Origin of the sequence: Candidatus Spyradosoma sp. SGI.093 (assembly GCF_050314555.1) — a bacterium.
Classification (GTDB): domain Bacteria; phylum Verrucomicrobiota; class Verrucomicrobiia; order Opitutales; family UBA953; genus Spyradosoma.
On record NZ_JBNPNH010000007.1, the window covers coordinates 29,848 to 46,395 of the forward strand.

Genomic DNA, 16,548 nt, shown 5'->3' on the forward strand with positions numbered 1-16,548 from the left:
AACGCGGTCAGAGCTTGTCGGGAACTTCCGTGTAGATGCGTCCGAGCTTGGCGCGGCCGCACTCGCGGATGATGAAGGCGCGCACGTCGGGGCGCGCGGTCGCGGCGTCTTCGTCGTAGAAGAACAGCACGGGCTTTCCGGGCGAGGCCTTGCCGATCGCGGCGATCTGCGCGGAGAATTCGAACGGCGAGAGCAGCTCGGAATCGTCCTCGCCGATGCAGATGTCGCCCTTCGCGTTCATGCGCACGAGCACGACGCGGTTGAGCACTTCGCGCAGGTGGGCGCGTCGGCGCGCGCGCGTTTCGCGGTCGGCGGCGGAAATCCGCGCGGGACTGTCCGTCCAGACGTCGGCGCGGCGCTCGGCGCACGCGGGGAAGAGCGCCGCGGCGAGCAGCGCGAAAAAAGAGGTGAGGATTTTTTTATTCATCGGGATTCCTTGTCAGCAATTGAACCTGCAGGCCGTGCTTCTGCGCCTGATCGACGACGAAGACGGTGTATTTCGTCGCGGCGTCCTCGTCGGCGACGAGCACGAGCGAAGCGACGCCGAGGCGCTTCGCGCGCGCCGCGAGCGCGTCCGCGAATTCCCCGGCGGGAACGGGCTCCGAGTTGATGAAGAACTCTCCCGAGCCCGTCACGGCGGCGACGAGGCGCGTCTCCGTCCGCCCCTTCGCGGCGGAATCCGCGCTCGGCGGCGTGATGCCGAGCTGCGCGACGTCGTCGAACTTCATGCTCATCAGAAAAAAGAAGATCAGCACCGTCATCACGTCGATGAGCGGGACGATGTTGATGCCGGAGATGCGGCGGCGGCGCGCGTAAAAGACTTCTGCCATGGCGGAGCAGGTTTCAGCGTTCCCGCGCGTCGAGGCGCTCGACCAGCAGCGCGAGGCGCGAGGCGAGCACGTCGATCTTCCGCGAAATCCAGTTGTCGGCGAACAGCGCGGGCATCGCGATGAAGAGCCCGAGCATCGTCGTCGTGAGCGCGAGGCCGACGCCGCGCGTCAGCGACGCCTGGTCCGGCAGGCCGCCCGTTTCCGGGAACAGCGTAAACAGCCCGTAAACCGTGCCGAAAAGCCCGATGAGCGGCGCGATCGCGACGACGGAGTCGAGCACGAAAAGCCCGCGCTCCATGCGGGAGCATTCGAGCCGCGCGTACGCCGCGAGCGCCTCGCGGTCGGGATTTTCGCGCAGGGCGAAGGCGACGATCTTGCCCGCCGCGCTCCGCGGGAACGCCTTGGCGATCGCGGCGAAATCGCCCGCGAGAATCAGCTCCAGCGCCTCCGCGGGAAGCACGCGCGCCGCCCGCAGCGCGAGCAGTCTTTCCGCGACGATGAACGCGGCGAGCAGCGAGCAAAAACCGAGCGGCAGCAGGAACCAGCCCGCTCCACGAATGATTGTTTCCATGCCGCCATCTTAAATTTCCGCGCTCCCGCTTTTCAACAAGCAAAACGCCGCGGAAGGCGCGGGCGTCTCCGCCTTCACGAGAACGGGAAGAGGTGCGCGAGGAGCGCCTCGCCGCAGACGCGGTAGATCAGCGCGCCGAGCAGCAGCCACGGGCCGAGCGGGAACGCGGACGATTCGGTTCCGGCGGCGAATTCCCGCGCCGCGTCCTCGTCGCCTTCCAGCGCGAGCCGCGACGCCTCCGCCGGGCGCGTCGCTGCGGGAACGCGCTTTCCGAAAATCCGCGCGAGCAGCACCGCCGCGATTCCCAGAAACGACGACGCGAAAAACGCGAACACCGCGCCGCGCCAGCCGAAAAACGCCCCGACGCCGCCGAGCAGAATCACGTCGCCTTCGCCCATCGCCTCGCGCCGCGCGATCACCGACGCGAAGTAGCGCACCCAGTAGGCGAGCGCGCTCCCGACCGTCAGCCCGACGACCGCGGGAACGAAGCCTTCGCGGAAGCCGACGAGCCAGCGCGCGGCGTCCGCGGCGGGCGCGGCGCCGTGGATTTCCGGCAGCGCGAACGAGCACAGCAGCCCCGCGACGACGAACGGCGCGTTCACGGAATCGGGCAGGCACATCGTGTCCCAGTCGATGAAGGCGAGCACGACGGCGAACGCGCAGAAGAGCATCAGCGCGACGGCGTCCTGCCACGGGAAGAACTGCCACGCGCACGCGAAAAGCGTTCCCGTGAGCGCCTCCACCGCCGCGTAGCGGAAACCGAAGCGCCGCCCGCAGCACGCCGCGCGGCCGCGCAGAATGAACCACGAGAGAATCGGAACGTTGTGCCGCAGCGGAATCGGCGCGCCGCACGCGCAGTGCGAGCCGGGGAAGACGACGCTCTCGCCGCGCGGAACGCGCAGGATGCAGACGTTCAGAAAACTCCCGACGACCGCGCCCAGCACGAAGAACGCGCCCGTGAAGAAGTGCGGGAAAAGCGCGTGCGTCTGTTGCAGAGTCTCAAGCATTGCACGCAAGTAAACGACCGCGGGAACGCCGGCGCAAGCCGCGAATGCCGCGCGCGTCGCCCGCGCGAAAACGGCGGCGAAGAATTTTTTTTTCGCGGACGCGAAACTTTTTTCGGCGGGAGCGGTTTAAGAGCGCAAACGGAAACGAATTTCATCGGGGCCGTTCGTCAACAAAAACCAATTACAAATCCAAACAGAAAAGACATCATGAAGAACAAACTCATCGCCGTCCTCGCTCTCGCGTCCGCGTCCCTTTTCGCGTTCGCCGAAGCTCCCGCCGAAAACGTCGCTCCCGAAAAGGCGAAATGCTGCCCGACGCAGCGCTGCGCCAAGGAAGGCAAGTGCGCGAAGCACGACAAATGCGACAAAAAATCCTGCGACAAGGATTCGAAGTGCGCCAAGGGCCCGCAGGCGCGTCCGCGCTTCCTCGTGAAGCACATGCTGCTTTCGCTCGACGACGAGGCGCTCGCCAAGCTCGCCGACGAAATCGCCGCCGTCCGCGCCATGACGCCGGAACAGCGCGCCGAAGCGCTCTCCAAGCTCCCGAAGCCTGAATTCCGCGGCGCTCCGCGCGGCGAACGCCAGGGCTTCCGTCGCCCCGCCGCGCCGCGTTCCGAAAAGTGCGATTCCTGCGGCGACAAGCCGGGCAAGGAAGCGCGCGGTCCCCACGCGCCCCGCGGCGAACGTCCGGGCAAGGGCATGCGCGGCCCGAAGGGCAAAGGCCCCGCCGAAGGCGAAGCGCTCCCGCCGCCGCCGGTCGAAGAAGCCGTCGCCGAGTAAACGGCAGACGGAGGAGCGGACGACCGAGCTCGTCCCGCACGAAAAAAGCGTTCCCGAGAAATTTCGGGAACGCTTTTTTCGCGTCGCGCGGGAACGCTGTCTCTCAGCCGCGCGCGAGTTTTTCGCGGCGGGCGCGGACGGCGGCGGCGAGGTTTTCGCAAACTTTCTCCGTCGCTTCGAAATCGATACAGGCGTCGGTGATGCTCTGCCCGTAAACGCAGGAGCCCTTGCTGTTGCAGTCGTAGTCCTGGCGGCCTTCGACGAGATTGCTCTCGATCATCACGCCGGCGATCGCGCGCGTTCCCGCGGCGATCTGTTCGCCGAGTTCCGCGGCGACGAGCGGCTGGCGCGAGTAGTCCTTTCTGCTGTTCCCGTGCGAGCAGTCCACGACGACGCACGCGGGCAGCTTCACCTTCGTGAGCTTTTCGACGCATTCGGCGATGAATTCGGGCGCGTAGTTCGGGCCCGTGCGCGAGCCGCCGCGCAGGATGATGTGCGAGTCCTTGTTGCCCTGAGTCTCGAAAATCGCGACGACGCCGTCCTTCGTGACGGACGGGAACCAGTGCGAATGATGCGCGGCGCGCACGGCGTCGATGGCGACCTGAATCGTGCCGTCGGTGCCGTTCTTGAAGCCGATGGGCATGGAAAGCCCCGACGCGAGTTCGCGGTGAATCTGCGATTCCGTCGTGCGCGCGCCGATGGCGCCGTAGGAGACGAGGTCGGCGAGAAACTGCGGCGTGATCGGGTCGAGGAATTCCGTCGCTGCGGGAACGCCGGCTTCCGCGAGGTCGCAGAGCAGGCGGCGCGCGATGCGCAGCCCTTCGTTGATGCGGAACGTGCCGTCGATGAACGGGTCGTTGATGAGCCCCTTCCAGCCGACGACGGTGCGCGGCTTCTCGAAATAGGTGCGCATGACGACGAAGAGCTCGCGCGCGTGTTTTTCGGCGAGCTTTTTGAGGCGTCCCGCGTATTCCTTGGCGGCGGCGATGTCGTGGATCGAGCACGGTCCGGTGATGCAGAGCAGGCGGTCGTCCTTGCCGTTGAGGATGTCGCCGATCTGCGCGCGCGCGGATTCGACGGTTTTGACGGCGGCGGCGCTCGGACAGATTTCGTCGATGAGCAGGGCGGGCGTCAGCAGCGGCTTTCGTCGCTGGATGCGGGTGTCGTCGGTTTTGATGGTATTCATTTTTGCAGTTCTTTCAAAAAATCATTTCGGGAGGCGTCTGGCAACGCGGGAACGCGCTCACGCGGCGGATTTTCCGGGCGCGGAGAAGGTTTCCGGCGGGAGGCGCTTTTCGTAGAATTTCTTCAGTGTGAGGCGGTGAATCTTCGCGTTGTGGCGGACGTCCACGGGGAATTTTTTCGGGTGGACGAAGAACAGCGCGACGGCGCGGGTCGCCTCATGCTTCGCCGCGAGGCCGCGGAGCGCGTCCGGCAGGGCGGCGAGGCGCTCCTTCGGCGTTCCCGCGCGGGGCTCGACGACGATCGCCGGGACGGCGTTCCCGCGTTCGCCCAGCCCGACGAGCGCGCAGCGGAAGACGTCCGGATGCGTGTTGAAGACGGGCTCCACCGCTTCGGTGAAGAGCGTTCCCGCGGCGGTTTCGACGCGTTCCGCCTTGCGGCCGAGAAACCAGAGCCGCCCGGCGTCGTCGAGGTAGCCGACGTCGCCCATGCGGTGCCAGACGGAGCCGTCGGCGCGGTCGAGGATTTTCGCGGCGCGGGTCGCCTCGGGGTCGTTGAAGTATTCGCGCGTGGTCGTCGGTCCGCAGACGCAGATTTCGCCGGGAACGTTTTTCGGGAGCGGGGAAATTTCGTCGAAGCTCGCGATCGCGCCGTCGCGTATCGGGACGATGCGCACGCGGTTGCACGGGAGCGGCGTTCCCGTGCAGGTGCCGCGGCCGTGCTCGGTGAGTTCGCCCGTGCGGGCGAGCACGTCGTCCGCCGTGACGTCGGAGACGGGCAGGTTTTCCGTCGCGCCGTAGGGCGAATGGATTTCGGCGTTCGGGAGCACTTTCTTCAGCAGCGCCATGACGGCGGGCGGCACGGCCGTTCCCGCGCAGAGCACGCGGCGCAAGCTCGGCAGCGTCTCGCCGCGCGCGTCGCAGTATTCGGCGATCTTTCGCCAGAGAATCGGCGAGCCGAAAGAGTTGGTGACGCCGTTTTCGCGCACAGCGCGGACGATTTTTTCCGGGTCGAGCGCGGCGGGCTTGGCGGCGTTCATCGGCGGCGTGACGGTCGTCATGCCCAGCGCGGGATTGAAGAGCGCGAAGATCGCCAGCAGGGGCAGGTCGATTTCGCCCGGCGCGATGCCGTAGAAGTCGCGCACGATCTCGCGCTGCGCGTCGAACATGCCGTGCGTGTAGCACACGCCCTTCGGCGCGCCCGTGGAGCCGCTGGTGAAGAGAATCGCGGCGAGCTGCCCGGCGTCCGCGCGCGCGATTTCGGTCGGGAGCGCGGCGTCGCGGGAACGCCTTTCGACTTCGCGGGAAAACGCGCGCGTGCCGACGGTGACGGCGGTCTTCACCGAAGCGAATTTGCGGAAGAAGACGCGGCGCACCCACTGCGCGAGCGGAATGCCGACGAGCGCCTGCGGCTCCGTTCTGCGCACGCAACGCAGAAAGCTCTTCAGCCCCATGCCGGGATCGATCGCGACGGGAACGGCGCCGAGACGGAACAGCGCGAACGCGCACAGAATGAGGTTGAGCCCCGGGCGCGCCATGAGCAGCGTGCGCGTTCCCGCGCGGATGCCGCGCTCGGCGAAGAGCGCCGCCGTCGCCGCCGTGACGCGGTCGAGCCGCGCGAACGTGAGCTCGGCCCCGCCGTCCGGGCGGCGCACGGCGCAGACGTCGGGCACGCGCTCGGCGGATTCGCGGAGAAAGCGCGCGACGTTGAAGGAGGCTTTTTCGGAGTTCGGCATTTTTCGGGTTCGGCGGGAACGTTTTCCGGGCAAACAAAAACCCTCGATGCTCTCGAGGGTTTTCGGCGACGGAAAAATTTCTGATCAATAATCGCGGATGTTGATGAGACCCCAGAAGAGCGAGGTGTCCGAGCCGCTGAAGTCGCGGCGGCACCAGAGATCGTCCGTGTTGATGACGATCGTCGAGGCTTCGTCGAGATATCGGTAGGAATCCGGATTGGTCTTCACGACGCCGAGGAAGTTGTGGGAGGCTTCCGCGGAGACGTTGCTTCCGTGGTAATCGGTGTCGTAGGCGTGGCAGCCCGCGAACGCGAGCGCGAGAGCGGCGGCCGATGCAATGAGAGAAATTTTCTTGATCATGGTTGGACTGGAGGGGTTAAATTTTGAAACCACTTTACGGGTTTTCCCGCTTTTGTCAAAAGAAAATTGCGCCGCGCGCCTCGTCATTCCCGTCGGGACATGAAGAGCTGGAGCAGGTACCAGAACAGCGTCGCGATGCCGGCGAAGATCACCAGCGCCGCGCCGACGTGCTGATCCGTGCGGAACTGCGTCTTCACCGCCCACGTGTAATAAAGAATCACCGCCGCCATGAAGCCGACCATCGCGACGACGAACCACGTGCCCGGGTTGATGCCCGCGAGCGCGAAGACGAGAATCGCCGCGAGCGCGACGAAGAATCCGACCGAGACGACCGCGTGCAGGAACGAAAAATCCGTCCGCGTCATGAAGACCGTCGCTGTCAGTCCGCCCGCGAGAAGCAGCGTCGAGAGCGCCGCGGGAGCGACGATTTCGGAAAGCGCGATTTCCGGACCGAAGATCGCCAGGCAGACGTTCAGCAGCGGCGTGAAGATCACCGCTTCGGCGACGACGTAGAGCCCGAGCCCCGCGAGCTGCGTCGACTGCGACGCGCCGCCGAAGGCGAGCCGGTTCGCGAACATCGAGATCGCCCAGAGCGCCCCGAGCACGAGAAGCCAGCCGACCATGCCGTTCCCGAAAAGCAGCGCCGTCAGCACGTCCGCGAGCGGCGAAGCGAGCAGGCCGGAGAGAATCAGCCCGAACGCGGCGCAGGACGCCGCCACGAGCCCGTAGGTGCGGCGATAAAAACTCGCGCGGTCGGCGGGAGACGCCGCCGCGACGGTGAAGGGATTTGACGTGTAACTGTTCATAGCTCCGAAAAGCGTTGCAGTTTCCGTGCCCGGGCGCAAAGCAATTCCGTGCGGCGCGCGAAACAAAAAAAAGAAGCGGCGTCGCCGCCGCTTCCGGAAAGTCGCCCCGAGGCGTGCGCCTGACTCAGCGGGCGGGAACGCCTTTGCCGCGCCCCTTCTTCTTGGCGGGCGGGATGATCTCCACGTTCCCGCTGTCGCGGTCGCGGGAACGGCGCACGAGCCAGGTCTGGAAGATCGTCAGGATGTTCTGCATCGTCCAGTACAGCGTGAGCGCGGACGGCATCGCGTAGCAGATGACGGGGAAGATGATCATCATCGCGTAAAACATGTTTTTCTGTCCGGGCTGCGCGTTGGGCATCGGCGTCATCGCCATGTTGAAGAGCATCGTCGCGCCCATGAGAATCGGCAGCACGTGGATGTGCGCGCCGATGAGCGGGATCGTCGTGTCCTCGAGCCCGGGAATCAGGTCGGGCATCGAAAGGTCGGAGATCCAGAGGAAGCCCTGCAGACGGAGCTCCGCGCAGGTCTGGAACGCGCAGTACATGCCGAAGAAGATCGGAATCGAGATGAGCACCGGGAAGCAGCCCGCGAGCGGATTGATCTTGTTTTCGCGATACAGCTTCATCATTTCCTGCTGCATCTTCTGCGGGTTGTCCTTGTATTTCTCGCGGATCTCCTTCATCGGTCCGCTGAACTGCTGCATTTTCTTCGCGGAACGCTGCTGTGCCGCCGTCAGCGGCCAGGTGACGCCCTTCACGATCAGCGTCATCACGAGAATCGCCCAGCCCCACGACCATTCGCTCGCCGGCAGCAGGTCGTGAATCGCGTTCATCACGACGACGAGAATCTTGCAGAGCCAGTCCACGGAGATCACGCCGAAGAGATTGGTGAACTGCACGACGTTGCCGATGCCGGGAATCGTGTTTTCGAGCTCGGCGAGGCGCGTGTATTCCTTCGGTCCGATGAAGTAGGGAATCGAAATGTTCGCCGTCTGTCCGACCGCGAGCGCGGGCACGTCGAGCTGCGCGTAGCCCTGCGTCGTGAGCGTGAGATTGTTCAGACGTTCGGATTCGGAAAGCGGCTGCGGGAACACGAACACGCGCGAGACGATCGGGCGCGTCGTTTCCGAAAAACCGACGACGCTCGCGAAATACTGATTCGTCACGGCGACGAAACGGAGCGGGTCGGCGCGGTCGAGCGGCGCTTCGAAATCCGCCGCGGCGCGGCGCGCGCCCAGACCGAGAAAGCCGTCGGAGTCCTTGAAGACGTCCGGCGAGCATTTTTCGTAGTCGTCGCCGTCGTACCACGAGGCGTTCAGGAAGATGTTGGCGCGGTCGCCTTCCGTCGGCGGCAGCATGCCCGTCGAGACGAGCAGCGGGAACGCCGCGGGAGCGCCCGCGACGCGCCGAATCTTGATTTCGTGCGAGACGAGATAGGGGTCCGCCGCGCCTTCGCCTTCCTCGTCGAGCGAAAGCGTGTAGATGCGGCGGATTTCGAGCCCGTCCTTGCGTCCGAGCAGCGTGAGCGTGCGCGTTTTCGCCGCCGCGTCCTCGCGTTCGGATTCCACGGAAAATTCGACGCCGAACGGCACCGGCGCGACGCCGCGCACGCCCGAAGGCGACGCCAGACGCAGCGCGGGAACGCTCGAGCCTTCGTTGAAGAGCACCGGGGAGGCGTCGTCGAGCGACGTCGGCTGCTTTTTCAGCGCGACCGTCTTCAGGCCGCCGTCGCGGGAGCTGACGGAGAGCTTGAGCGTCGCGTTTTCGAGCGAGAAGAGTTGCTCCGGAGCGGCGGGAACGGCCGTCGCGGGCTGCGCGGACTCGGGAAGGGCGGCGACGGGCGCGGGAGCCGCGATCTGCGCGGGAACGGGAGCCTGCGCCGGAAGCGGTTCCGGTCGGTTCTTCGCCTGCCAGAACATGAGCCCGACGGCGGCGGCGATCAGCAATACGCCGATGATCGTGTTTTTCTTGTCCATCTGAAAGTTCTTCAAAAATTCGTAAAGAGATAATCAAAACAAAATCGCGTTCCCGCGGAAAGCGAAAAAGGGCGGGGCAGGGCGCAAAAAAAGCGTTCCCGCCGACTGCGGGAACGCTTTTTTTGTCCGGAAGAGCGGGGCGCTTACGCGAGCTCTTCGACCGTCACGTTGTGGGCGACGCCGTTGACCGTCATCGACAGGTTCGTGACGTTGCCGGAGACGGACGCGCGCGCGGAGATCGCGGGCGTTCCCGCGGAGGCGGGAGCCGGCGCCGCGGCGGGCGCGGGAGCGGGCTTCGGTTCTTCCTTCGGCGGGAAGTAGAGTTCCTTCACCTGCTGCGGGAACATCGCGTAGATGACGCAGTGCTCGTCGTCCGTCGGGAGATTGTTTTCCTTGAGCTCCTTGCGGAGGTCGTCCATGCGCGGCTTGAGCAGGTCCGCCGGGCGGCAGGTGATCGGGTCCTTCTTCGCGCGTTCGGCGGCGAGCTTGCGGATCTCGGGATCGACCGGCGCGGGCGTCTGCCCGAAGTAGCCGAGGGCGATGTCCATCGCGCCCGGGATGAACTGTTTCCAGCGACCGAACTTGACGTTCATCGCCGCCTGCGTGCCGACGATCTGCGAGGTCGGCGTGACGAGCGGGATCCAGCCGAGCTTTTCGCGGATGTAGGGAATTTCCGCGCAGACTTCCTCGAACTTGTCTTCCATTTTGAGCTCCTTGAGCTGGTTGCGGAAGTTCGAGAGCATGCCGCCCGGGACTTCGTAGCGGAGCGCGTCGATGTTGACGACCTCGTTCTTGTGGCTCGTGAATTTGGAAAGTTCCTCGTAGATGCCTTTTTCGTAGGCGGAAATTTCCTCGATGAGCTTGGCGTCGTAGTTCGGGCGGCGCGGATGGCCCTTGAGGAGCGCCATCATGCGCGTGTGGTCCGGGTGCGCGGTGCCGTCGGAGAACGGACGGATCGCGACGTCCACCGCGTCCACGCCCGCGTCGATCGCGGCGAGGTAGGAGGAGGCGCCGAGGCCGGTCGTCTCGTGCGTGTGGAAGTAGATCGGCACCTTGACGTTGTCCTTGAGGCCCTTGATGATGTCGTAGGCAGCGCGCGGCGAGACGAGGCCCGCCATGTCCTTGAGGCAGATGCTGGCGACGCCCATTTCCGCGAGCGTGCAGCCGAGCTTGATGAAGCCTTCGACGGTGTGGACGGGGCTGTTCGTGTAGCAGATGGTGCCCTGGGCTTCGCCGCCGGCCTTCTTCGTGGCCTCGATCGCGGTCTTCATGTTGCGCGGGTCGTTGAGCGCGTCGAAGATGCGGATCGTGTTCATGCCGTGCTTGACCGCCTGCGTCGCGAAGGCGGAGACGACGTCGTCCGGCGACTGATTGTAGGCGACGATGTTCTGCCCGCGCATGAGCATCATGTGCGGGGTCTTCGTCTTGGCGCGGATGGCGTCGAGGCGCTTGAAGGGAAATTCTTTGAGGAAGCGCAGGCCGGCGTCGATGGAGGCGCCGCCCCAGGTTTCGAGGCGTCCGTAGCCGACGGCGTCGAGCTTGTCCAAAATCGGGAGCATCTGCGCCGTGCTCATTCGGGTTGCCGCGAGCGACTGGTGCGCGTCGCGGAGGAGTGTACTGTTGAATACTACCGGTTTCATAGCAAAAAATTTCTGAATTTCGCACATTTTCCGCGTTTGCGAAAATCTTGTCGAGCTTTAAGCGCGCGGCGGGAAGGCGGTTCGGCGTCCGTCGTCCGCCGGACGAAAAAAAAAAGCGTTCCCGCGAAAATGCCCGCGGGAACGCTTTTTTTTCGTGAGAGGGAACGGACCTTATTTCCAGGCGAAGACGAGCTGGGCGTAGTAGGTCGTGTCCAGGTTTTCTTCCGCCGTCTTGGGAGAACGGTATTCGTTCTTCATGCCGATGCGGAAATACAGCTGCTCGACGTCCTTGACCTGCATCTGCAGGTAGGTTTCGTGTACGACGTAGTAGTGGTTGATGTCGTCGAGACCGGGGACGTAGGAAATCTCCGTCACGATCTTGCCCCAGCTCCACGCGTAGTCGTGCGAGAGCCCGAAGTCGAGACCGATCGTGTTCGTGTCGTCCTTCGGATCCCAGGTGTCGCCCACGTAGTGCTTGTAGCGTTCGTAGCGGTAGGAGAGACCGCCTCGGACCGAGAAGTGCCAATCGTCTTCGTTGAGAATCTTGAGCCCGAAGCCCGCCGCGCTCACGTCGAAGAACTCGATGTTCTGCACGCGGTCGAAGCCGGCGTCCGTGCGCGCGTACCAGAACCAGGGCTTGTGGAACTCGGACGTCCAGTCGAAGCCGGCGTGCAGGTTGTCCGCGGACTTCGTCCAGACGTCGGCGTCGTCGTCGCGCGTCTTCCCGTAATTATATTTCAAGTACAGCTTGAGGGCGTTGACGGCGTTCTTGATGACGGTCTGCGCGTAGGCGCCGCCGGTGACGCTTTCGGTGTTGCCGGTCGTTCCCGTGAGGGTCGCGCCGACTTCGTATTCGACCGCGTAATTGAATTTTTCGGCTTCGCGCTCTTCGGGGCTTTTCCCGTCGAGAAGCCAGGACGAAGTGACGTCGGAGATCGCGACCGAGGTGCCGCCGACGACGATTTCGCCGGGCGTCTGCGAGGCGGCCACGGGGCCCTGCAGCGTCGCGCCGGAGGACGTGCGGACGTTCAGCGCGGCGTCGCGGGAGATCGAGAGCACTTCGCTCTGCTTGATCTTGGTTTCGTCCGATTCCGTGTTGGACGTTTTGACGGTGACGACGCCGCCGTCGATTGCGGAGATTTCGCCGACGACGAGCGCGCCGTTCTTGCAGCGGATCTCGTCCGCGGAAAGGTTCGCGGCGAGAATCAGCGTTCCCGCGGCGAGCGTGAAGGGGAGAAGAGTTTTTTTCATGATCGGCTGAGGTGGATTTCGGGTGTTCGGAGGAGGGAAAGTCGCGGAGACGACGCGTTCCCGCGGGATTTCCGCGGGAACGCGCGAATCGGCAATTATTTGGAGGCCTTGCGTTCGAAGAGCTGGCGGATCTTCGCGCCGACGACTTCCGCCGGGTGCTTCGCGAGCTGTTCGCGCTTCTTGGCGAGCGTCGGGGCGCCCTTTTCGGCTTCCTTCATCCAGGTCTTGGCGAATTCGCCGCTTTCGATGCGCTTCAGCGATTCCTTCATGCGCTTCTTGACGTCCGGCGTGATGATCTTCGGCCCGTTGTAGTATTCGCCGAATTCAGCCGTGTTGGAGATGACGGCGTTCATCGCCGCGATGCCCTTGTTGTAGATGATGTCCACGATGAGCTTGGCTTCGTGGATGCACTCGAAGTACGCCATTTCCGGCGGGTAGCCCGCTTCGATCAGCGTTTCGAAGCCGTACTTCATCAGGTCCACGATGCCGCCGCAGAGAACGTTCTGTTCGCCGAAGAGGTCTTCGTAGGTTTCCTGCTGCATCGTGCATTCGAGCACGCCGCCGCGCGTGAGGCCTTCGCCCTTCGCGATCGCGAGCGCCGTCTGCATCGCGTTGCCGCTGGCGTCCTGGAACACCGCGACGAGACCGGGGCAGCCGAAGCCTTCCTCGAAGACGCGGCGCACTTCCGTTCCCGGGCCCTTGGGCGCGACCATGATCACGTCCACGCCTTCCGGCGGAACGATGTTCTTGAACACGTAGGCGAACCCGTGCGAGCAGCACAGCGTCTTGCCCGGCGTGACGTACTTCGCGATCTGTTCCGCGTAAACCTTCTTGTGGCTTTCGTCCGGAAGCAGAATGTGGATGATGTCCGCCTTCTTCGCGGCCTTGTCCACGGAGAGCGTCTCGAAGCCCGCGGCCTTCGCGGCCTTGAACGACTTGCCCGCGCGCACGCCGATGATGACGTTCACGCCGCTGTCGCGCAGGCAGAGCGCCTGGGCGCGGCCCTGGGCGCCGAAGCCGATGACGGCGATCGTCTTGCCCTTCAGGACCGAATCGTCGACGTCCTTGTCGTGGTAGATCTTGACGGCCTTCGGCGCCGCCTTTTTCGCGCAGGCCTTGCGGCAGCAGGCTTTTTTCGCCGGAGCCGCGGGAGCCTTCGCAGTTGTCTTTGCAGTAGCTTTTTTCGTAGCCATGATTTTTGTATGTGATGAAAAATTATTTGCAGGAATTGATGCCGCGTTCGAGCGTCAGCGTTCCCGTGCGCGCCATTTCGATGATTTCGTAGTTGTTCAGCAGCTTCAGCAGCGCGTTGATCTTGTTCGCGTTGCCCGTGAACTCGATGATCAGGCTTTCGAGCGAGACGTCGATGATCTGCGCGCGGAAGATGCCCGCGATCTCGAGAATCTGCGAGCGCGTCGTCTGGTCCGCCTTCACCTTCACCATCACGAGCTCGCGCGCGACGAAGTCCACGCCGTCGAAATTCTGAACCGTGATGACGTTGACGAGCTTGTCGAGCTGGCGGATGCAGCGGTTGAGCGAAGTCTCGTCCGCGAGAATCGTCGCGGTGATGCGCGAAATCTTCGGGTCGTGCGTCGGCGCGACGTTCAGCGTTTCGATGTTGAAGCCGCGGCCGCTGAGCATCCCGGAAACGCGGGCGAGAACGCCGAATTTGTTTTCGACCAAGGCGGAAACTGTATGCTTGTTCATATCGCAGAAAATGAATGGTAGGCGCTGAGGGACTCGAACCCCCGACCCTCTCGGTGTAAACGAGATGCTCTGACCAGCTGAGCTAAACGCCCGGGAAATGGACTTAAACCGCTAAAATGCCGCCTTTGACGACACTTTGCAAGAATGGAAATCTTCCGAAATACGCGCCGGCGGAGTTTCCCGCGGGAACGCTTTTTTCGGGCTCCGGGCCTTCGGGCTTCCTTCGCGCGTCCGCGCGTTCCCGCGTTTCGTCCCCGCTTTTGCGCTCGCGTTCGCGCGGGGGAAGTGCTAATTGAATTTCATGAAAAACTCTCGACCCGCCGCACCCCGGAACGCGCTTTTGGAACACCTGAACCTGTTCCCCATCCGCGCGGTGGCGGCGCGGTACACGCGGGCGGACGCGGGCGCGGACATGAAGGCGTCCGTCAACGTCGCGCTGCTGACGTTCCCGATGGGCATGGCGTTCGCGCTGATGGCGGGGCTGCCGGTGCAGATCGGCATCATCGGGTGCGCGGTTTCGGCGGTCGTCGGACCGATTTTTTCGGGAACGCGTTTTTTGGCTTTCGGACCGTCGAACGCGACGGCGGTGATGCTGCTGAGCGCGCTCGCGGCGGCGGGCGCGGAAACGGCGGACGCGCGCATGGCGCTGCTGCCGACGATCGTTTTTCTCGTCGGGGTCTTCATGGTGCTGGCGTCGGTCTTCCGCGTGGCGAATCTCGTGCAGTACATTTCGCGCACGGTGGTGACGGGCTACATCACGGCGGCGGCGGTGCTGATCATGGCGAATCAGCTGCCGAATCTGCTCGGCATCACGCTGCGGGGCTCGGAAGGCACGTTTTCTTCGGTCGCGATGTGCACGCTCCGGCAATGGCGCGAGGCGCATCCGGCTTCGCTCGCGCTGGCGGCGGGAACGCTCGTCGTCTATCTGCTCGTGCGCAGATTTCTGCCGAAGCTGCCGGACATGTCGATCGCGCTCGTCGCCTCCTGCGGGCTGATGTTCGCCGTGAACTGGTGGAACGATTATTTCCACGGCGGCGCGTCGCAGACGGTGGCGACGCTCGCGGACTTCGGGCTCGAGGAGTTCCGCTTCGCGTTTCCGGACATGAGCCTGAGCGCGCTCAATTCCGCGTTTTCCGCGGCGATGGCGATCGCGATTCTCGGCATGATCGAGGCGAGCTCGATCGGCAAATCCGTCGCGGCGCGCGCGGGCGAACGCTTCGACTGCAACCAGGAACTTTTCGGACTCGGCGCGGCGAATCTCGCCTGCGGGCTCTTCGGCGGCATGCAGGCGAGCGGCTCGCTGACGCGTTCGGCGCTGACGTTCGCGAGCGGCGCGCGGACGGCCTTTTCGGGCATCTTTTCCGGCGTGATTCTCTTCGGCGCGCTTTTCGGCACGGGCGACCTCATGCACTTCATTCCGAAGCCGGCGCTCGCGGCGCTCGTCATGTTCGCGGGAACGCGGCTCATCAATCTGAAGGCGATCCGGCTCGTGACGTCGGCTACGCTCGGCGACCGCGCGGTGTTTCTGCTCACGCTCGTCTGCGGCCTGGTGGCGCCGCTCGACGTCGCGATCTACTTCGGCGTGGGGCTTTCGATCATTCTTTTCCTGCGCAAGACGTCCACGCCGGAAATCGTCGAATACGGCTACAACGACCGCGGCGAACTCGCGGAAAAGACGCGCGGCGACGTCTCGGGAACGCCCGAAGTCTCCATCGTTCACATCGACGGCAATCTTTATTTCGGCTCGGCGGAAATCTTCCGCGACCAGCTGCGCCGCATGCTCGCGAATCCGAACCTGCGCGTGCTGATTCTCAAGTTCCGCAACGCGCACCATCTCGACGCGACGAGCGCCATGCTGCTGGAGGAGCTCGTCCGCTCGGCGCACGCCGCGGGGCGCGGCATCATCATCTGCGAAGTGCGCGCGGAAGTCTATCGCGTGTTCCGCGCCGCGAAGCTCGTCTCCGTGATCGGACGCGAAAACATTTTCCGCGACATGCCGAGCAATCTGACGCTTTCTGCCTCGCGCGCGATCCGCCACGCCTACAAGCTGCTCGGCGGCAAGGAGGCGCGCGTGAGCATCTACGCCAAGGCGAAGCCGGAGCCCGCCGCGGAATGAGGGGCGCGCCGCCGCCCGCCCTTTTCCCGCCTTACACCTTACACATTACACCTTCCACTTTCCACTTTCCACATTATACCCTCCAATGCCTGTTTTCGTTTACTGCATCGTGAATCCCGACGGGAGCGACGGCGCGACCCTCGAAATCGAACAGTCTTTCGGCGACGCGCCGCTCACGCGTCACCCGCTCACGGGCGAGCCGCTCCGCCGCGTCCTCACGCCCGCGGGACTGGTGACGCGCTACGGCGAAGGCGAAATCCGCCGCAAGGTGAACGATTCGCGCGAGCTCGAACGGCTCGGCTTCACGCGCTACGAGCGCGATCCCGCCTCCGGGCGTTATTTCAAGACGGCGGGAACGGACCCGAACGCGCCGGAATCCTTCGCGAAGCCGCGCGGCGACGAGCTGCTCCCGCACGAGGCGGACCTGCTTCACGGCGACGGCTGCACGTGTTCCCATTGCCGCGGCAAGCACCATCACGACCATTAAGAGCCGCGCCGCGGCGTTCCCGCGAAAGCAGGTTTCAGCGTCCTTTTTCGACGGGAAGAAAGACACGAAAAAGCCCGCAAGCCCTGTATTTATCAAGGTTT

Annotated in this window: 16 protein-coding genes and 1 tRNA gene; 3 read left to right on the top strand and 14 right to left on the bottom strand. The window is 64.3% G+C overall.

The window, feature by feature from the left end; translation table 11 throughout:
- Positions 1 to 7 precede the first annotated feature (7 nt).
- The 4 genes from ACQREB_RS07165 to ACQREB_RS07180 form a co-directional block, all read right to left on the bottom strand.
- The gene (locus ACQREB_RS07165) at positions 8 to 427 is read right to left on the bottom strand and encodes a hypothetical protein (RefSeq protein ID WP_427767072.1); all 420 of its coding nucleotides are present in this window, start codon (positions 425 to 427) and stop codon (positions 8 to 10) included.
- Positions 420 to 830 (bottom strand): ExbD/TolR family protein, encoded by a 411-nt coding sequence (locus tag ACQREB_RS07170; RefSeq protein WP_427767075.1) that lies wholly within the window; start codon positions 828 to 830, stop codon positions 420 to 422. The genes ACQREB_RS07165 and ACQREB_RS07170 overlap by 8 nt, the downstream gene beginning before the upstream one ends.
- Positions 831 to 843: 13 nt before the next feature.
- Entirely contained in the window at positions 844 to 1,401 is a 558-nt protein-coding gene (locus tag ACQREB_RS07175; protein WP_427767078.1) for a MotA/TolQ/ExbB proton channel family protein, read from the bottom strand.
- 74 nt (positions 1,402 to 1,475) lie between these two features.
- The gene (locus tag ACQREB_RS07180) at positions 1,476 to 2,408 is read right to left on the bottom strand and encodes a prepilin peptidase (protein WP_427767080.1); all 933 of its coding nucleotides are present in this window, start codon (positions 2,406 to 2,408) and stop codon (positions 1,476 to 1,478) included.
- Positions 2,409 to 2,615: 207 nt separating this feature from the next.
- Here ACQREB_RS07180 and ACQREB_RS07185 point away from each other — a divergent pair, with 207 nt between their 5' ends.
- Positions 2,616 to 3,188 carry a hypothetical protein gene (locus ACQREB_RS07185; protein ID WP_427767082.1) on the top strand — a complete coding sequence of 191 codons (573 nt, stop codon included), beginning with the start codon at positions 2,616 to 2,618 and terminating at the stop codon, positions 3,186 to 3,188.
- A 103-nt stretch (positions 3,189 to 3,291) separates the two neighbouring features.
- On the opposite strand, the gene ACQREB_RS07190 is transcribed toward ACQREB_RS07185, so the two are convergent.
- From ACQREB_RS07190 to ACQREB_RS07235, 10 genes are all read right to left on the bottom strand, one after another.
- Entirely contained in the window at positions 3,292 to 4,374 is a 1,083-nt protein-coding gene (locus ACQREB_RS07190) for a 3-deoxy-7-phosphoheptulonate synthase (RefSeq protein WP_427767084.1), read from the bottom strand.
- Positions 4,375 to 4,431: 57 nt separating this feature from the next.
- Positions 4,432 to 6,105 carry a fatty acid CoA ligase family protein gene (locus ACQREB_RS07195; RefSeq protein ID WP_427767087.1) on the bottom strand — a complete coding sequence of 558 codons (1,674 nt, stop codon included), beginning with the start codon at positions 6,103 to 6,105 and terminating at the stop codon, positions 4,432 to 4,434.
- 84 nt (positions 6,106 to 6,189) lie between these two features.
- Positions 6,190 to 6,465, bottom strand: coding sequence for a hypothetical protein (locus ACQREB_RS07200; RefSeq protein WP_427767089.1), 276 nt, complete (start codon positions 6,463 to 6,465; stop codon positions 6,190 to 6,192).
- Between the two features lie 83 nt (positions 6,466 to 6,548).
- Positions 6,549 to 7,271 (bottom strand): Bax inhibitor-1/YccA family protein, encoded by a 723-nt coding sequence (locus ACQREB_RS07205; protein WP_427767091.1) that lies wholly within the window; start codon positions 7,269 to 7,271, stop codon positions 6,549 to 6,551.
- Between the two features lie 124 nt (positions 7,272 to 7,395).
- A complete protein-coding gene (gene yidC / locus ACQREB_RS07210) occupies positions 7,396 to 9,246 on the bottom strand; it encodes a membrane protein insertase YidC (RefSeq protein ID WP_427767094.1) in 1,851 nt (616 codons plus the stop codon).
- 143 nt (positions 9,247 to 9,389) lie between these two features.
- Complete coding sequence (locus ACQREB_RS07215) at positions 9,390 to 10,886, bottom strand: pyruvate carboxylase subunit B (protein WP_427767096.1); 1,497 nt, start codon at positions 10,884 to 10,886, stop codon at positions 9,390 to 9,392.
- Between the two features lie 171 nt (positions 10,887 to 11,057).
- Complete coding sequence (locus tag ACQREB_RS07220) at positions 11,058 to 12,137, bottom strand: DUF481 domain-containing protein (RefSeq protein ID WP_427767099.1); 1,080 nt, start codon at positions 12,135 to 12,137, stop codon at positions 11,058 to 11,060.
- A gap of 95 nt (positions 12,138 to 12,232) precedes the next feature.
- Positions 12,233 to 13,330 (bottom strand): ketol-acid reductoisomerase, encoded by a 1,098-nt coding sequence (ilvC, locus tag ACQREB_RS07225; protein ID WP_427767101.1) that lies wholly within the window; start codon positions 13,328 to 13,330, stop codon positions 12,233 to 12,235.
- Positions 13,331 to 13,352: 22 nt separating this feature from the next.
- On the bottom strand, positions 13,353 to 13,844 hold the full coding sequence (ilvN, locus tag ACQREB_RS07230) for an acetolactate synthase small subunit (RefSeq protein WP_427767104.1): 492 nt from the start codon (positions 13,842 to 13,844) through the stop codon (positions 13,353 to 13,355).
- A 15-nt stretch (positions 13,845 to 13,859) separates the two neighbouring features.
- Positions 13,860 to 13,936, bottom strand: a tRNA-Val gene (locus tag ACQREB_RS07235).
- Positions 13,937 to 14,145: 209 nt separating this feature from the next.
- Between ACQREB_RS07235 and ACQREB_RS07240 the strand changes: the two genes are divergently transcribed.
- Together ACQREB_RS07240 and ACQREB_RS07245 are read left to right on the top strand one after the other, a co-directional pair.
- Positions 14,146 to 15,960, top strand: a complete 1,815-nt coding sequence (locus tag ACQREB_RS07240; protein ID WP_427767107.1) for a SulP family inorganic anion transporter — start codon at positions 14,146 to 14,148, stop codon at positions 15,958 to 15,960.
- 85 nt (positions 15,961 to 16,045) lie between these two features.
- Positions 16,046 to 16,447, top strand: coding sequence for a hypothetical protein (locus ACQREB_RS07245; protein WP_427767109.1), 402 nt, complete (start codon positions 16,046 to 16,048; stop codon positions 16,445 to 16,447).
- The last annotated feature ends 101 nt before the right edge of the window (positions 16,448 to 16,548 follow it).